6 protein-coding genes and 2 rRNA genes are annotated in these 18048 nt (G+C 66.8%); 1 reads left to right on the top strand and 7 read right to left on the bottom strand.

The annotated features are described in order from the left end of the window. Nucleotides 1-73 precede the first annotated feature (73 nt). Together FHX71_RS18900 and FHX71_RS18905 are read right to left on the bottom strand one after the other, a co-directional pair. Nucleotides 74-3203: ribosomal RNA gene (locus tag FHX71_RS18900) — 23S ribosomal RNA — on the bottom strand. Nucleotides 3204-3752: 549 nt separating this feature from the next. Further along, nucleotides 3753-5275 (bottom strand): 16S ribosomal RNA (locus FHX71_RS18905). Together the 16S and 23S rRNA genes form the textbook arrangement of a ribosomal RNA operon. Before the next feature lie 728 nt (nucleotides 5276-6003). On the opposite strand from FHX71_RS18905, the gene FHX71_RS18910 reads away from it, so the two are divergent. Next, nucleotides 6004-6618 (top strand): GNAT family N-acetyltransferase, encoded by a 615-nt coding sequence (locus FHX71_RS18910; protein ID WP_182619039.1) that lies wholly within the window; start codon nucleotides 6004-6006, stop codon nucleotides 6616-6618. Nucleotides 6619-6716: 98 nt separating this feature from the next. Here FHX71_RS18910 and FHX71_RS18915 read toward each other — a convergent pair whose 3' ends face one another. The 5 genes from FHX71_RS18915 to FHX71_RS18935 all read right to left on the bottom strand — a co-directional run bounded on the left by FHX71_RS18915 (nucleotide 6717) and on the right by FHX71_RS18935 (nucleotide 17994). Beyond that, complete coding sequence (locus FHX71_RS18915) at nucleotides 6717-7733, bottom strand: sugar phosphate isomerase/epimerase family protein (RefSeq protein WP_182619040.1); 1017 nt, start codon at nucleotides 7731-7733, stop codon at nucleotides 6717-6719. Then, entirely contained in the window at nucleotides 7733-10396 is a 2664-nt protein-coding gene (locus FHX71_RS18920) for a PQQ-dependent sugar dehydrogenase (RefSeq protein WP_182619041.1), read from the bottom strand. Before FHX71_RS18920 ends, FHX71_RS18915 begins: the two co-directional genes overlap by 1 nt. Before the next feature lie 169 nt (nucleotides 10397-10565). Next, nucleotides 10566-11567 (bottom strand): sugar phosphate isomerase/epimerase family protein, encoded by a 1002-nt coding sequence (locus FHX71_RS18925; protein WP_182619042.1) that lies wholly within the window; start codon nucleotides 11565-11567, stop codon nucleotides 10566-10568. A gap of 57 nt (nucleotides 11568-11624) precedes the next feature. After that, nucleotides 11625-12266, bottom strand: a complete 642-nt coding sequence (locus tag FHX71_RS18930) for a hypothetical protein (RefSeq protein WP_182619043.1) — start codon at nucleotides 12264-12266, stop codon at nucleotides 11625-11627. A 115-nt stretch (nucleotides 12267-12381) separates the two neighbouring features. Beyond that, on the bottom strand, nucleotides 12382-17994 hold the full coding sequence (locus FHX71_RS18935; RefSeq protein WP_312877126.1) for a ThuA domain-containing protein: 5613 nt from the start codon (nucleotides 17992-17994) through the stop codon (nucleotides 12382-12384). Between the last annotated feature and the right edge of the window lie 54 nt (nucleotides 17995-18048).

Consider the following 18048-nt stretch of genomic DNA (forward strand, 5'->3'; position numbering starts at 1 on the left):
GGTGCCCGTGACTCGGGAACCGCATAGTGGACGCGACACGCAATGAACTTAATTTTTAGCTCGTGTGAGTGTGGTGATGAAGTTATCGGCAGGTTAGTACCGGTCAGCTCCACAGGTCTTCAGTCCCTGCTTCCACATCCGGCCTATCAACCCAGTGGTCTGCTGGGTGCCTCTCACACACAAGGTGTATGGAAACCTCATCTCGAAGCAGGCTTCCCGCTTAGATGCTTTCAGCGGTTATCCCTTCCGAACGTAGCCAACCAGCCATGCTCCTGGCGGAACAACTGGCACACCAGAGGTTCGTCCGTCCCGGTCCTCTCGTACTAGGGACAGCCCTTCTCAAGTTTCCTGCGCGCGCAGCGGATAGGGACCGAACTGTCTCACGACGTTCTAAACCCAGCTCGCGTACCGCTTTAATGGGCGAACAGCCCAACCCTTGGGACCTACTCCAGCCCCAGGATGCGACGAGCCGACATCGAGGTGCCAAACCATGCCGTCGATATGGACTCTTGGGCAAGATCAGCCTGTTATCCCCGGGGTACCTTTTATCCGTTGAGCGACGGCGCTTCCACAAGCCACCGCCGGATCACTAGTTCCGACTTTCGTCCCTGCTCGACCTGTCGGTCTCACAGTCAAGCTCCCTTGTGCACTTGCACTCGACACCTGATTACCAACCAGGCTGAGGGAACCTTTGAGCGCCTCCGTTACATTTTAGGAGGCAACCGCCCCAGTTAAACTACCCACCAGGCACTGTCCCTGATCCGGATTACGGACCGAGGTTAGACATCCGAAGCGATCAGAGTGGTATTTCAACAATGACTCCACCCGACCTGGCGGCCGAGCTTCACAGTCTCCCACCTATCCTACACAAACCGCACCGAACACCAATACCAAGCTATAGTAAAGGTCCCGGGGTCTTTCCGTCCTGCTGCGCGTAACGAGCATCTTTACTCGTAGTGCAATTTCGCCGAGTTCGCGGTTGAGACAGCGGAGAAGTCGTTACGCCATTCGTGCAGGTCGGAACTTACCCGACAAGGAATTTCGCTACCTTAGGATGGTTATAGTTACCACCGCCGTTTACTGGGGCTTAAATTCTGGGCTTCGCCGAAGCTAACCCGTCCTCTTAACCTTCCAGCACCGGGCAGGCGTCAGTCCGTATACATCGTCTTGCGACTTCGCACGGACCTGTGTTTTTAGTAAACAGTCGCTTCTCCCTGGTCTCTGCGGCCCTCCCCGCGTCCCCCAGCAAGTGGGTTAACGGTTCAGGCCCCCCTTCTCCCGAAGTTACGGGGGCATTTTGCCGAGTTCCTTAACCACGATTCTCTCGATCGCCTTAGTATTCTCTACCTGACCACCTGAGTCGGTTTAGGGTACGGGCGGCTAGTCCCTCGCGTCGAGGCTTTTCTAGGCAGCATAGGATCACCAGATTCCCGCATACACGGTCACTATCAGCTCTCACCCTCATATGACACCCGGATTTGCCTAGGTGTCGGGCTACAACCTTGGACGTGGACAACCATCGCCACGCCTGGCTACCTTCCTGCGTCACCCCTGTTAACACGCTTACCTACTACCGGATCAGGTCCCACGCCTCCCCCACGATGCCCTCCGAAGAGGACGGTGTGGGCTCGGGATGGTTAGTATCACCGGGCTCGGTATGGGCGGTACTTCGCCGGTAGGAGAATATCAACTCCTTGTCCATCGACTACGCCTGTCGGCCTCGCCTTAGGTCCCGACTTACCCAGGGCGGATGAACCTGGCCCTGGAACCCTTGGTCATTCGGCGGACGGGATTCACACCCGTCATTCGCTACTCATGCCTGCATTCTCACTCGTGTAGGCTCCACCGCTAGGTCACCCTGCGACTTCACTGCCCACACGACGCTCCCCTACCCACCCACACACCTGAACACACACCACAAGGGCGCATGCTGGGCTTGCGATCAAACGCAATGTGAGTGCCACGGCTTCGGCGGTGTGCTTGAGCCCCGCTACATTGTCGGCGCGGAATCACTTGACCAGTGAGCTATTACGCACTCTTTCAAGGGTGGCTGCTTCTAAGCCAACCTCCTGGTTGTCTGTGCAACTCCACATCCTTTCCCACTGAGCACACGCTTAGGGGCCTTAGCCGGTGATCTGGGCTGTTTCCCTCTCGACCACGGAGCTTATCCCCCGCAGTCTCACTGCCGCGCTTGCACTTACCGGCATTCGGAGTTTGGCTGACGTCAGTAACCTGGTGAGGCCCATTAGCCATCCAGTAGCTCTACCTCCGGCAAGAAACACGCGACGCTGCACCTAAATGCATTTCGGGGAGAACCAGCTATCACGAAGTTTGATTGGCCTTTCACCCCTAACCACAGGTCATCCCCCAGGTTTTCAACCCTGGTGGGTTCGGTCCTCCACGCCGTCTTACCGGCGCTTCAACCTGCCCATGGCTAGATCACTTCGCTTCGGGTCTAGACCCGGCGACTATGGACGCCCTATTCGGACTCGCTTTCGCTACGGATACCCCACACGGGTTAACCTCGCCACCGAGCACTAACTCGCAGGCTCATTCTTCAAAAGGCACGCCGTCACCCCTACCAAGGAGGCTCCGACGGATTGTAGGCACACGGTTTCAGGTACTATTTCACTCCCCTCCCGGGGTACTTTTCACCTTTCCCTCACGGTACTTGTCCGCTATCGGTCACTAGGTAGTATTTAGGCTTAGCAAGTGGTCTTGCCAGATTCACACGAGATTTCACGGGCCCCGTGCTACTTGGGATCCCCTCCACCAGGCCGCACCATTTCGTCTACGGGACTCCCACCCACTACGGTCCGGTATTCAACCCGGTTCGACTATGACACGACTTTCTTACTGGCCGGAAAACTGTCAGATTCTCCCGGAAGGTCCCACAACCCCGCACACGCAACGCCTGACAGCTTGACACGCATACGGTTTGGCCTCATCCGCTTTCGCTCGCCACTACTCACGGAATATCTCTTCCTGTCGGTACTGAGATGTTTCACTTCCCGACGTTCCCTCCACACGCCCTATACATTCAGGCGCGGGTAACCGAACATGACTTCGGCTGGGTTCCCCCATTCGGAGACCCTCGGATCACAGCTCGTCTGCCAACTCCCCGAGGATTATCGCAGGCTACAACGTCCTTCTTCGGCTCCTAGTGCCAAGGCATCCACCAATGTGCCCTTAAAAACTTCAGCAAACCTACAATCACAGAAACCAAGACCACATGCTCACACGACCACCAACCAGACGAAGTAAACCCCGCCGATCAGTTACGTCACGGAGCAGTCTTGGAAAAATTCAAAGATGCTCGCGTCCACTATGCAGTTCTCAAGCAACGGACGAACCCACCAGAGCAATCCGCAACCACCAACACCGGCTAGCCGGCTGGTCTGGTATGCCACTCAGTGACCCGTGTCCTCCAGAAACACTCAACCCACACTCACATCCCACCCGCCCGCTCCGAAGAGCAAGACCAGCAGTACGTGAGGCGGCCGGTTGCCTCAGGACCCAACAGTGTGCTTGGCAAGCCAACCCGTGCGACGACCACCACGTTCCTTCCCACCCCAAGGGGTCGGCGTACTAGCAGCAGTCACCACCAGGTGACTCTTCGTCAATGTTCCACCCATGAGCAACCACCCCAGACGCGTACGGCCTGGGCATGGCCTCTGCCACCAGCACCACCACCCACAAGGGGCGGCAAGGCGTCCCCGGTGTCCGGGGCCTGGTGGAGATGAGCTCCTTAGAAAGGAGGTGATCCAGCCGCACCTTCCGGTACGGCTACCTTGTTACGACTTAGTCCCAATCGCCAGTCCCACCTTCGACCACTCCCTCCCACAAGGGGTTGGGCCGTGAGCTTCGGGTGTTACCAACTTTCGTGACTTGACGGGCGGTGTGTACAAGGCCCGGGAACGTATTCACCGCAGCGTTGCTGATCTGCGATTACTAGCGACTCCGACTTCACGGGGTCGAGTTGCAGACCCCGATCCGAACTGAGACCGGCTTTTTGGGATTCGCTCCACCTCACGGTATCGCAGCCCTCTGTACCGGCCATTGTAGCATGCGTGAAGCCCAAGACATAAGGGGCATGATGATTTGACGTCATCCCCACCTTCCTCCGAGTTGACCCCGGCAGTCTCCCATGAGTCCCCGGCATAACCCGCTGGCAACATAGGATAAGGGTTGCGCTCGTTGCGGGACTTAACCCAACATCTCACGACACGAGCTGACGACAACCATGCACCACCTGTGTACGAGTGTCCAAAGAGAACCCCATCTCTGGGGCTTTCTCGTACATGTCAAGCCTTGGTAAGGTTCTTCGCGTTGCATCGAATTAATCCGCATGCTCCGCCGCTTGTGCGGGCCCCCGTCAATTCCTTTGAGTTTTAGCCTTGCGGCCGTACTCCCCAGGCGGGGCACTTAATGCGTTAGCTGCGGCACAGAACGAGTGGAACCCGCCCCACACCTAGTGCCCAACGTTTACGGCATGGACTACCAGGGTATCTAATCCTGTTCGCTCCCCATGCTTTCGCTCCTCAGCGTCAGTAACTGCCCAGAGACCTGCCTTCGCCATCGGTGTTCCTCCTGATATCTGCGCATTCCACCGCTACACCAGGAATTCCAGTCTCCCCTACAGCACTCTAGTCTGCCCGTACCCGATGCAAGCCCATGGTTGAGCCATGGGATTTCACACCAGACGCGACAGACCGCCTACGAGCTCTTTACGCCCAATAATTCCGGACAACGCTTGCGCCCTACGTATTACCGCGGCTGCTGGCACGTAGTTAGCCGGCGCTTCTTCTGCAGGTACCGTCACTCTCGCTTCTTCCCTGCTGAAAGAGGTTTACAACCCGAAGGCCGTCATCCCTCACGTGGCGTCGCTGCATCAGGCTTTCGCCCATTGTGCAATATTCCCCACTGCTGCCTCCCGTAGGAGTCTGGGCCGTGTCTCAGTCCCAGTGTGGCCGGTCGCCCTCTCAGGCCGGCTACCCGTCGACGCCTTGGTAGGCCATTACCCCACCAACAAGCTGATAGGCCGCGAGCCCATCCCCCACCGAAAAACTTTCCAACACCCACCATGCGGTAAGTGCTCGTATCCGGTATTAGACCTCGTTTCCAAGGCTTATCCCGAAGTGGAGGGCAGGTTGCTCACGTGTTACTCACCCGTTCGCCACTGATCCACCCAGCAAGCTGGGCTTCACCGTTCGACTTGCATGTGTTAAGCACGCCACCAGCGTTCGTCCTGAGCCAGGATCAAACTCTCCGTAAAAGAGAAACATCCACACCCACCAGGTGGGTGCGAACAATGATACTGGCCAGACCAAAACCAAACTGGTTTCAATCCGATCCAAAAAACGACCCCCACCATCCCCGCCCATCACCGAATGGTGATGCGACCTGAAACGCTGAGAGTCAAATGATTGGCATTGACTATCAAGCACACTGTTGAGTTCTCAAACAACCGACGCACACCGTCAGAGTCACGATTCCTACTGTTTCGCTTCCCTGTCCGGGGCAGTTCCTCTAGCTTACCAGATTCTTTCGGCCGATCAAATTCGCTTCCGCTTCTCAGAACCAGAAGGAATTGCAACCTGCCTGCCGAAAATGGCGACCCACCCGATAACGGGGAACACAAAGTTCCTCGATCCTGCGATGTGGGTTTCAGCCCCGGCGCGGCCACTCGGTTCGTTTCCTACCCGGTGTCCGTCTGCCCGTCGGGCTGACCTGGAGAACATTACACACGATCCCGCGTACGCGCCAACTCGGCCGAGGTGGCCTGGAGCACATTGCATTTCCGCAGGTCAGAGGTCGTTTTAACCAGCCGTGAACGAATGCGGAACGGCTCTTGTGACCGGGGCCACGCCACTTGGCGCACAGGTTCCCGTCGTGCGCACGTCGACGGCCGTTCGTTGCCCGGTCACACACCGGCCTTTTCGTCGACCGCACCTCGGGCAGGCCTCCAGGCCGCGCGCCAGGCCCGCGTACTACGTTCGTGCCGTGACACCTGAGCACGAGACAGCGCCGCGCACCACAGCCACAGCCGCAGCCGGCCGCCCGGCGCCACCCGGCCTCGTCCGCAGGGCGACCGCGGACGACGCGGCCGAGGTCGCGTGGCTCGCCGCCCTGACCTTTCCCCTGGCGTGCCCGCCGGGCACGCTGCCCGCCGACATGGCCGCGCACATCGCGCACAAGCTGACGCCGGCCCACTTCCGCACATGGGTCACCAGCCCCGAGCACGCGCTGATCGTGCACGACGACGGCGACCGGCTGCTCGGCTACGCGCTCCTGGTCCGCGGCGCGCCCGGCAGCGCGGCGGAGATCGAGGCCATCCATGCGGCGACCGGGTGCGAGGCCCCGTACGTGGAGCTGTCCAAGATCTACGTGCACCCGGACGTCCTGGGCGGCGGGGTCGCCGCAGCCCTCATGCGGGGCGCGGTCGACGCCGCCGCCGAGCTCGGCGCCGGTCTCCCGTTCTGGCTCGCCACGAACAAGGCCAACGCGCGCGCCCAGGCCTTCTACCGCAAGAGCGGTTTCGAGGCGGTCGGCGAGCGCACCAACCGGGTGGGCGACCAGGACCACCACGACCTCGTGCTGCTCCGCACCCGCCCCTAGCCGGCCCGAGCCGAGCCGCCGGGGTGCAACAACAGAAAGGTGTGGCCGACGCCCTCCGGCGTCGGCCACACCTCACTCACCCTGCTGCAAGCGCCGGATCAGCAGCGCTTGGCGCGCAGCGACCGGATCTCGACGTAGGAACGCTCGGCGTTGCCGAACGAGTCGACCGGGAAGCCCGGCGCGGCCACCGTGCCGGCGTTGTCCTGCTCCCAGATGCCGTGCCGCCGTCCGGAGCCCTGGAGCGCGGACAGGAACTCGGTGTACGGCAGGTCGCCGGCGCCGAACTCCACGATGTCGTAGCCCCCGGTGTTGGCGGGGTTCGCGTCGCCGTCCTTGAGGTGCAGGAGCGGGTAGCGGTGCGGGTTGCGCTTGACGTAGTCCACCGGCTCGAAGCCCGGGTAGCGGTGCTTGCCCACGAACGCCCAGTAGACGTCCATCTCGAGGAAGACCTTGCGCGGGTCGGTGTTGTCGTAGAAGACGTCGTAGAGCCGGACGTCCGGGTTGTCGGTGGCGAAGCTGAACTCGCCGTCGTGGTTGTGCTGGTAGAACTTCAGGCCGCGGGCGCGCGCCGCCGCCCCGAAGCCGTTGAACTGCTCGGCGGCGGCGAGGTAGCCGGCGACCGTGCGGTTGTTCGTCGGAGCCTGCGCGGTGCCGACGTGCTCCATGCCCAGGGTCTCGGCGATGTCGAGCTCCTGCTCCATGTTGTTGGCGAAGTCCGAGATGCCACGGTGGGAGCCCACGGCCTTCAGGCCGTTGTCGTCGAGGAGCTGCCGGATCTGCTCCGGCGTGATCGCCCCGACCTGGCCCTGCGTGTAGCCGGCGAACTCGACCTCGGCGTAGCCCATGTCGGCCAGCCGCTCGAACACGGTGCGGAAGCCGAGCGACGAGACCTTGTCCCTGATCGAGTACAGCTGGATGCCGATGTGACCCGCGGGCACGAGCACACGGCCCCCGCCCTTGCCCGCGGCGGCCGCCGCGGGGGCGGCCGGGGCGAACGTCGCCGCGGCAGCGCTGCCCGCGAGACCGGCACCGGCCAGCGTTGCCGCACCCACGGCCACGGTGCCGCCGGCAAGCCTCAGAAAGTTCCTGCGGTTGACGTCAGTGCGTGATTCCATCACTGCTCTCCTTCTGTCCGAGCGGCCCCGGTCGGGCCGGTCGAGTCCTGTGCTGCGGCCGGGGGCGTGCCCACGCCCTCGCCGGTCATCGTGATCGCGTCGACGTCGAGCGTGCCCGTCGCCGTGATGTAGAGCGTTCCCGTGCGGTCGTTGTCGCGGAACGACAGGTCGACGTCGCGCCAGGCGCTCCCCTTCTTCACCTTCGCCTTGGCGAACGGCTTGGCGGTGGGCGATCCCCAGCGGAGCTGGAGCTCACCCTTGCCGCGGACCGTGGCGGTCGCGCCGTCGATCCCGGACAGGCTCACCCGCTGCAGGGCGATCGAGTCCTTCTTGCCCAGGCCGGTCACGTACGCGCCGGCCGAGGCCGCCTCGTCCGGGACCACCTCGACGCCCTTGAGCGTCCCGTGCTCCGCCTGCTGCAGCTTCGGGTTCAGGCGCAGGGTCGCCTCGCTCGCGGCGGGCGGCAGGCCGTTGGCCCCGCCGTCGGTGTAGGTGATGACGACGGCGCCGTACAGGAGCGCGCCGGCGCCGTGCTCAGGGGAGTTGGGGTCGGTCGGGAACACACCCGTGCAGCCCGTGCCCGAGACCTCGGGGTGCGCGTGCTCGTCGTGGCCCAGGCCGTACGACCAGGCGACCCGCTCGCACACCGTCTCGGTGCCGTCCTCGGCGTCGCTCGTGGTCACCTCGAAGGCCACCTCGTCGCCCCACTCGAAGAACCCGCCGTCGGCCGGGAAGCTGACGTCGATCTCGGGTGCCTCGTTGCCGACGCTGATCGACGTGGAGGTCAGGGTGCGCTTGCCGCTCTCGTCGGTGACCCGCAGGCGCGCGGTGTAGACGCCGAGCTCCGTGTAGGTGTGGGTGACCTCGGGTCCGGTCAGGTCGAAGGTGCCGTCACCGTCGACGTCCCACTCGTACGTGAGCGTGTCGCCGTCCGGGTCGCTGGAGCCCGTCGCGTCGAACTCGACCTCCACCGGCGCGGACGGGGACGACTCCGGGGTGGCCGTGAACACGGCCTGCGGCGCCTTGTTGCCCTCGGCGTAGTCGATCCGGTAGAGCCCGGAGTCCGGGTTCTGCCGGAAGAAGCCGTCGCCGTACTCCAGGACGTAGAGCGACCCGTCCGGGCCGAACTCGAGGTCGATCGGGTTGTCGTTGATCGGCATGCCCGCGGCGGTCAGGGCCGTGTTGGGCAGGAAGTCCTCGATCTCGCCGACCTCGAACGTGGACCAGTCCACGCTGAACGCGGCGAGGTAGTCCTGGGAGAACTCGCCGAAGAACGCCTTGCCGTCCCAGTACTCCGGGAGCTTGCCGGGCGCCGTGCTGTCGGCGTCGTAGTGGTAGACCGGGCCGCCCATGGGCGCCTGGCCGCTGCCCGTGCCGAAGTTGACGAGCTCGTCACGCGGCTGCTGGCCCGGCTGGTCGCCGTAGTACAGCGTGGCCGCCCGCGACGGGGGCAGGTCGGTCAGACCCGTGTTCCAGCGGGAGTTGTTGACGGGCGCATCGCAGTCGAAGAACTCGCGCGGGGTGGCGGTCTCGAAGTTCCACTCGTTGTAGGCCGCGTTCGGGCCGTGGCAGTAGGGCCAGCCGGCGTTGTGCGGGTCGTCGAGCCCCACGGCGTTCCACTCCACGTAGCCCATGGGCCCGCGGTCCGCGTTCGCGGCGCCGGCGTCGGGCCCGTAGTCGCCCCAGGTCAGGGAGTTGGTCTCGGGGTCGACCTCGATGCGGAACGGGTTGCGCACACCCATCACGAAGATCTCGGGACGCGTGGCCTCGGTGCCCGGGGCGAACAGGTTGCCCTCGGGGATGTCGTACGTGCTGCCCTCGCCCGGCGGGGCGCCGGCCGGGATCTCGTCCTTGACGTCGATCCGCAGGATCTTGCCCCGCAGGTCGTTGGTGCTGCCCGCACCGCGCCGCGCGTCGAAGCCCGGGTTCATGTTCGGCGCGTCGTTGTTGGGGGCGTAGCCGTTGGCGCCCGGCGTGCCGGCCGGGGTGTTGTCACCGCTCGACAGGTAGAGGTTGCCCTCGGCGTCGAAGTCGATGTCGGCGCCGACGTGGCAGCACTGGCCGCGCTGCACCTCGATGTCGAGGATCGGCTGCTCGGACGCGGGGTCGAGCTCGTCGCCGGTCCAGGTGAACTTGGCCAGGCGGTTCACGCCCACCCACTGGTCCCAGTAGCTCGCGTCCTCGCCCGCGGGCAGGGTGTTGGGCGCGTTGCCCGACGGCGTGTCCGTCACGCCGTCGCCGTCGGCGTCCCGGGGCGCGTACACGAGGTAGACCTCGTTGCTCTCCTCGAAGTCGGGCGCCAGGGCGATGCCCTGCAGGCCGTCCTCCGAGTTGGAGTAGACGTCGAGGGTGTTGGTCACGTTGGTGACGCCGGTCGCGGGGTCGGTCACCCGTACCTCGCCGTTGCGCGCCGTGTGCAGCACGCGGAGGTCGGGCAGGACCGCCATGTCGATCGGCTCGCCGACGTCCTTGGTGAGCAGGACCTTCTCGTAGTTGGCCCAGTCGGTGTCGGCCGCGGAGGTCTCGTCGTCGTGCCCGTCGTGCCCGGGGTGGGCGGCCGCCGTCGGACCGGCGACGAGCGCCGTGCCGACCAGGGCGGCCGCCGCGAGCGCCGCGAACGTTCTCTTTTGGCGCGCGTGAGAGCGCGTCTCGATACTCTTCATCTTGTGATGCAGCTCCTCGTCGAGTTGTTCACACCGGCCGGGCCTCGTGCGCATCCCATTCGTCCGGGGCCCGGTCTTCCTGCAGGTCCGGCGCCGTACGGCGACGCCGGTGTGGTGCGGGTACCTGGTGCTCTGTCTCCCTGTCTGCGCGCCGGTGGGCGCGCGAGGTTCAGCGGGTCGAGAAGGCGGCGTCGAACGCTGAGTCCGGCGCGTCGTACGCGTGGGAGCGCACGAACTGGAGTGCTTCGGGGGCGCCGACGAGGCGGTCCATGCCGGCGTCCTCCCACTCCACGGAGATGGGGCCGTCGTAGCCGATGGTGTTGAGCATGCGGAAGGCGTCCTCCCACGGGACGTCGCCGTGCCCGGTCGACACGAAGTCCCAGCCGCGGCGGGGGTCCGCCCACGGCAGGTGCGACGACATGCGGCCGTTGCGGCCGTTCGTCATGCGCTTCTTCGTGTCCTTGCAGTCGACGTGGTAGATCCGGTCCTTGAAGTCCCACAGGAAGCTGACCGGGTCCAGGTCCTGCCACACCATGTGGCTGGGGTCCCAGTTCAGCCCGAAGGCCTCGCGGTGGCCGATCGCCTCGAGCGTCCGGACGGTGGTCCAGTAGTCGTAGGCGATCTCGCTGGGGTGCACCTCGTGGGCGAACTTGACCCCCACCTCGTCGAACACGTCGAGGATGGGGTTCCAGCGGTCGGCGAAGTCCTGGTACCCGGCCTCGATCGCGGCGTCGGAGACCGGCGGGAACATCGCCACGTACTTCCAGATCGCGGAGCCGGTGAACCCGACGACGGTCCGGACGCCGAGCTTGGCGGCCAGCCGTGCGGTGTTCTTCATCTCCTCGGCGGCACGCTGCCGCACGCCCTCGGGGTCGCCGTCCCCCCACACGCGGTCGGAGACGATGTCGCGGTGGCGCTGGTCGATGGGGTCGTCGCAGACGGCCTGGCCCTTGAGGTGGTTGGAGATCGCCCACACCTTGAGGCCGTGCCGCTCCAGCAGCTCGAGGCGGCCGGCGACGTACTCGTCGTCGTCCCAGCGCCACGGGTCGAGGTGGTCGCCCCAGCAGGCGAGCTCGAGCCCGTCGTAGCCCCACTCCGACGCGAGGCGTGCGACCTCCTCGAGCGGTAGATCGGCCCACTGGCCGGTGAACAGGGTGATGGGTCGTGCCATGTTTTCCTCCTGTGCGGAACGATCCGGCGCTGCCGGTCGTGGTCTTCGGTATTCGGTCTACGGCGCGCGCCGGCGCAGGACGACGGCGGTCACCGCCCCTGCGGCCAGGAGTGCGCCCAGCACCCAGAGGGTCCATCCCGGCACGCCGGCCGACGCGGGTGCGCCGTCCGCGGCTCCCGAGGCGGCGCTGTCCCCGTCGGCACCATCGGCACCGTCCGCCGCGGCTGCCCCGTCGGTGTCCTCCCCGGTCGCGGGGTCGGCCCCGGCGTCCGACTCCTCCGCGTCGGCCTGCTCCGTGTCGGACTCCTCCGTGGCCGGCGGCGCGACCACGTCGACCTCGGTCTCGACCTTCGCCTTCTTCGGCTCCTTGACCTGCGCGGTCACGGTCCAGTGCCCCTCGTCCAGCACCGCGGTCTCGGAGCGGTACCAGCCGACGCCCTCGGACGCCGAGACGAGGGTGATCGGTCCTACCTCGTCACCGGCGTCGGAGACCGCCCGGACCACCACCACGGCCGACTCCTCGACGGGGTGCTGGTCGCCTGCCCAGACCAGTGACGCGGAGATACCGCCGGCGCCGTCCGTGCCGAGCTCGATGTCGATCTTGCCGCCGTGCGCCGACGCCGGCGCCGCGGCGAGGGGCCCGACGACGAGCGCCAGCCCCAGCGCCAGCGTCGCTCCGAGGCGTGTGAACCTCTGCATGTCCGTCCCTCTCGTTTCAGGGGCCGCGGCCCGGAAGGGCCCTCGGCACGGGGAAGGTATGGCTCCCCCGTGCCGAGGGTGCGGGCCGGTGGTCACCGACCCTGCCGTCAGGACCTCACCTGGCCTCCTGGTCCGTGTCGCACCCGTCCTCGACCGTCACGATCACGACGGCCTTGCCGGAGCGTTCGAGCTTCCAGTCCCCGGTCACGGTCAGCTTCGTCCGCGGGCTCGGCGATGCGGTCACGCGGTAGTCGCCCGGGGCCACGTCCGCCAGGTCACGCACCTTGCCCTTCGCCTTGCCGCCGACCCAGCGGTCCACGGCGTAGCTGCGGACGCCCGGCAGCGTGACCGGGTCGATCGACCCACCGGCGTCGCACGTCGCCGCGGTCACCACGACGTCCGGCGTGTTCGGGTCGGGGCACTCGGGCTCCTCGATCGTCACGAAGAGCACGGCGAGCCCGCTGGCGTTGAGCCTCCAGCCGCCCTCGGCGACGAGGGCGTACCCGTCGGCGGGCCGGGCCGCGACCCGGTACCTGCCTGGCGCGAGATCGTCGAGGTCGGTCACGAGGTCACCGGCGGCGCCGTCGACCCACTCCCGCACGACGTAGGACCGCACGCCCTCGACCTCGGCGGTGACGAGCGCACCGCCGGTGACGACCTCGTCGCCGGACCGGTCGTAGGCGCACGTCGGCTGGACGATCTCGACCGCGGGTGTCGCCTCGTCGAGCGCGGGCTGCGCGATCGTGAACCGGAGGGTCTCGCCGACGACGGTCTCGCCGTCCGCGGACGCCCGCACCTGGACGGTGTGGGCGCCGGACCCCGAGACCTCGACCGGAGCCGTGTACTCGGTCCAGCCGCCGTCGTCGACGTTGACCTCCCGGTACACCGTGGCGCCGGCCGGGCCGCCCGTGGCCTCGACGGTGACCGTCACCGGCCCGAGCCACTGCCCGTCCGGGCCGTCCGGCTCGGCCGGCGACACGGTGCCGCTCACCTCGAGCGGCTCAGCGGCGCCGACCACCCGGAAGTGGCCGAACGACGCCGTGGCCACCGACTGCTGGGAGGCGCCGAGCGCGTAGAGCCCCACCCGGGCGTCCTGCAGCCCGTCATGGGTCACGGAACCGTCGATGGCGGTCCAGTCCTCACCGTCGGCGCTGTACGAGCCGGTGAAGGTCGAACCCTCCTTCGAGAGCCGCAGGTGCCACGTGCCCGAGGTCAGCTCGTTCACGTTCGGCTGCGGGTCCTGCACCACGGCGTCGACCTCGCTGCGCAGCTCGAGCCGCTGTGCGACGGCCGCCCCCGCCGCGTTGTCGGTCACGAGGTCGAGCTTGACGTAGTTGTCGTCGTCCCCGTACACGATGAGGCCGCCCTGCTGGTACTGCTGGTCGAAGTCGGACCCGTCGACCACGGTCTCCACGGTCCAGTCGTCGTCCGGCAGGTCCTGCACGACGATGTTCGGCGTGCCGGTGTTGTTCTCCGTGTAGATGTCCGTGGCCGTCGTGTCGATCTCCAGCGCGCCACCGGTCACCCGGTAGCCCGTGGGGTCGGGGCGGACGACGTCCCAGCGGCAGCCGTCCAGGCCGTCCCCGTCGAACTCGTCGTCGGTGCCGGGTGCCTCGGCCGTGTCGTCCGGGGTGATGTGGAACCAGTCGAACTCGGCGTCCACGACGGCGGCGGCCGAGCCGGCGCCCGCGAGCGCGAAGAGCCCGATCCGCGGGTCGTCGATGCCCGACAGCGACTTGGTCTGCGGCATGGCCGTGAAGTCCACGCCGTCCGACGAGTACGAGGCCGTCAGGTCCTCGCCGTCGCTGCTGGCCAGTCGCACGTACACCGTGTCCGGGTACGCCTGCCCGAGAGCCGCGGTGTTGGAGTCCCCGACCTCGTTCGGCGCGCCGTCCTCCTCACGGATGTACTGGAAGATGCGGGTGGCCGGGTCGGCGGGCGCCGAGCGCCCCTGGATCACCATCTTCGCGTAGTTGTCGGCGTCGCCGTAGACCACCAGGCCGGCCTGCTGGTACTGCGCGTAGGCCGGCACGGTCACCTTCGCCGTCGCCGTGAACGGGCCGTCCGGCAGGTCCTGCAGGACGATGTTCGGGACCGTGGAGTTGCCCGTCCCGTAGAAGTCCGCGGCGGTCGCCGGGATCGTGAGCGTCCCGTCGGCGACCCGCAGGTCCTGGTTGCGGTCGAGCACGGTCCAGCGGTCCGGGTCGACGTCGTCCCCGAGGAAGTCGTCCGAGCGGCCCGACAGGCACAGGTCCGGCTCCGGGACGACCCCGGTGACCTCGACCATGACGTACTCGACGGCGTAGGCGCCGCCCTCGTCGGTGACGCGCACCTGGAGGCGGTAGGTCCCCGGCTCCTCGTAGGTGTGCTCGAACGACGGGGTGCCGTCGACGAACCCGTCACCGAGCCCGGCGTCCCAGGCGTAGGTCAGGTCGCCCGAACCGTCCGGGTCGGTGGCCTCCGCCGTCGCGGTGACGGTCAGGGGCGCGTCGCCCGCGACCGGGTCGACCGTCAGCGTGACCTCGGGCCGCTCGTTGTCGGTCACCCCGCGGCCCTCGATCTCCATCCAGTTGGCGTTGACCCCGCCGGAGAGCAGGACGAAGTGGAGCGATCCCGAGCCGGACGGGACGTCCGTCAGCGCGGTGGCGACGTCGGTGTACTGCTGCCAGCCGCCCGTGTCGGGCACCGTGATCCGGCCGATCTCCGGGCCGTCGGGTGCGTCCCAGCGCAGCGACAGCTCACCGCCGCCGCCCCCGGAGGCCGCACGCAGCGAGATCTCGTCGACGTTCACCAGGCTCACGGGCTCGTGCGCCCAGTAGTCGCCGGGCTCGATGTACCCGATGTTCTGGCCGCCGCCGGCGGTGTCGCCGGTCTCCTCGATCTGGACGCCCGGGTCACCCGCTCCCTCGCCGATGCCGTCCACGCGACCGGTACCGGTGAAGAACTCCGACTGGACCAGCTTGGGCTGCAGCACCTGGAGGTCGGTCGCCGTCAGCGGTGCGCCGGCCGCGCCGCCGTCGTCGGTGTAGAAGCCCTCGATCACCCAGAAGATGTTCGACTCGATGCCGTGGCCCTCGTCCCGGGCCGTCTGGATGACGCCCTCGCAGCCGGTCAGCTCGTCGAACGGGTGGGCGTGGGAGTCGTGCCCGAGCGAGGTGAACAGCTTGACGTCCTCGCAGGCGACCTCGCCGTCCGGGTCGTCGACCTCGATCTCGTACCGCACCTGGTCGCCCCACTCGAAGAAGCCGCCGTTCTCCGGGAAGGTGATCGACACCTCCGGGGCGACGTTGCCGACCACGATCGTCACGTTCGCGACGCCGGTCTTCCCGGCCGCGTCGGTGGCAACCAGCTGGGCGGTGTACCGGCCGTTCTCGGTGTACGTGTGGGTCGGGTTCGCCTCGGTGCTGGGCGCCGAACCGTCGCCGAAGGTCCACTGCAGGGTGAGGGACTCGCCGGCCGGGTGCCGGGTGCCCTCCGAGGAGAACTGCACGGTCAGCGGTGCCAGGCCGTTGGTCACGTCGGCGGACGCCTGGGCGATGGGCGTCGGGTCGCCCTCCACGTAGTCGACCCGGTACACGCCCGAGGTGTCGTTGTTGCCCCCGAAGCCGGAGCCCCAGTCCACGACGTACAGGGCGCCGTCGGGCCCGAAGTCGAAGTCCATGGGCCGGTCGAAGCCGACGCTCGGGTCGAAGACCCCGGGCAGGACCCGGTTGATGTCGACCAGGTCGTCCCGCTGCTCCCCCGCGAGCTGGAAGGAGTACATCCGCCCCTGGTTCCACTCACCGAAGAGCGCCTTGCCGTCCCAGTAGGCCGGCCACTTGGTGTCCGACTCCAGCTCCGGGTCGTAGGAGTAGACCGGGCCGCCCATGGGCGCGCCGCCGCCGCCGATCTCGGGGAACAGCGGGTTGGTCGCGTACCCGTACCAGACCTCCGCCTCCACGGCGGCGGGCAGCTGCGTGATGCCGGTGTTGTTCGGCGAGTCGTTCACCGGGCCGCCGGCGCAGTCGAACGCGGCGCCGGACTGGCCCGTGGCGAAGTCGTACGCCCGGTAGTCGCTGTTCGCACCGGTGCAGTACGGCCAGCCGTAGAACCCGGGCTCGCTGACGACGTTCCACTCGACGGTCCCGGCCGGGCCGCGAGCGGCGCTGGCCGATCCGGCGTCCGGGCCGTAGTCGGCCACGAGAACGTTGTCGTTCGCCGGGTCGACGCCGATCCGGAAGGGGTTGCGGAAGCCCATGGCGTAGATCTCGGGCAGCGTGTCCTGGGTGCCCGGGGCGAACATGTTGCCGTCCGGGATCGTGTAGGAGCCGTCGTCCTGCGGCGTGATCCGCAGGACCTTGCCGCGCAGGTCGTTGCTGTTGGCCGACGTGCGCTGGGAGTCGAAGTTCTCCCGCCCCGACCGCTCGTCCAGCGGCGAGTACCCCTGGGACTCGAACGGGTTGGTGTTGTCGCCCGTGGCCACGTACAGGTTGCCGTCGCCGTCGAAGACCATGTCGCCGCCCGCGTGGCAGCAGGTCTGACGCTGCGTCGGGATGATCAGCACGGTCTCCTCGGACGCCCGGTCGATCGTGCCGGCGGCCGCGTCGTAGTCGAACCGGGAGACCCGGTTGTGCGGGCCGTCGTCACCGACGTCCTGCGGCGACCAGAACAGGTAGACCCACCCGTTCGTCGCAAAGTCCGGGTCGAGCACCACCCCGGTCAGCCCGTCCTCGTTGGACTGGGTGACCGGCAGCGTCATCGCGGTGCTGGTCGTGTTCGACTCCGGGTCGATCGTCTGGACCCGCCCGTCCCGCTCGACGTAGAAGACGGTGCCGTCGTCGGCCACGTCCAGCATCATCGGGTTGGCGGTGTCCTCGTCGAGCGGCACCATCTCGTAGCTGTCGCTCTGCGTCGCGTTGCAGTCCGAGTCGACGACCCCGGCCGCCGTCTGCAGACCGCCCAGCAGGTGCTCGACGAACTCGGGCTCGGTGTACGAGGCGTCGGTGTGGCCGCCGCCCGTGTACCAGGACCGGCCCCCGTCGTAGGCCTGGCACCAGGCGATCGGGTGGTCGGCGCCCATGGCGCCCGTCCCCGCGTCGTAGCTCGTCTCGTCCAGGGAGGCGAGGACGTGCACCTCGTCACGGGGGTTCGAGCGGTAGTTGTACCACTCGTCGAACCGGTCCCACCGCTGCGGCAGGTGCGCGGTCGAGGCGTGGTCGTGGTCCTCGACCTTGACGGTGGCGTCCTGGTTCTGCGGGTGCGAGTTGAAGTAGGCGCCGACGAGCTCGCCGTACCACGGCCACTCGTACTCCGTGTCGGACGCCGCGTGGATGCCGGCGTAGCCGCCGCCGGCCTGGATGTAGCGCTCGAACGCGGCCTGCTGCGGCTCGTCCAGCACGTCGCCGGTGGTGGACAGGAAGACGACCACCTCGTAGTCGGCGAGCCCTTCGTCGCTGAAGACGCTCGCGTCCTCGGTGGCCGTGACCGTGAAGTCGTTCGCCGCGCCGAGCTGGGTGATCGCCTCGATCCCCGCGGGGATCGAGCCGTGCCGGAAACCGGCGGTCCTGGAGAACACGAGGGCGTCGAAGGGTTCGGCCGCCGCCTCGGCGGCTGCGGTCACGGCCGGTGCGGCCTGGGCCGCGAAGGACGGGGCGGCGGCGGCCACCATGGCCGGGACACCGAGCGCGGTCACGGCTGTCGCCGCGACCACGGACCGCAGCAAGCGGCGGGTCGGTAGCACTTTTCTCACCTGGGGCTCCTCATTGAGTCGGGTCAGTGCCAGTGCATTGCGGTAGTGCTTCTC

Origin of the sequence: Promicromonospora sukumoe (assembly GCF_014137995.1) — a bacterium.
In the GTDB taxonomy this organism is placed as follows: Bacteria; Actinomycetota; Actinomycetes; order Actinomycetales; family Cellulomonadaceae; genus Promicromonospora; species Promicromonospora sukumoe.

Bases quoted from the DNA above. Each gene is read 5' to 3' on its own strand.
- FHX71_RS18915 (WP_182619040.1), bottom strand. From the start codon at position 7,733: ATGGAATCACGCACTGACGTCAACCGCAGGAACTTTCTGAGGCTTGCC.
- FHX71_RS18920 (WP_182619041.1), bottom strand. From the start codon at position 10,396: ATGAAGAGTATCGAGACGCGCTCTCACGCGCGCCAAAAGAGAACGTTC.
- FHX71_RS18925 (WP_182619042.1), bottom strand. From the start codon at position 11,567: ATGGCACGACCCATCACCCTGTTCACCGGCCAGTGGGCCGATCTACCG.
- FHX71_RS18930 (WP_182619043.1), bottom strand. From the start codon at position 12,266: ATGCAGAGGTTCACACGCCTCGGAGCGACGCTGGCGCTGGGGCTGGCG.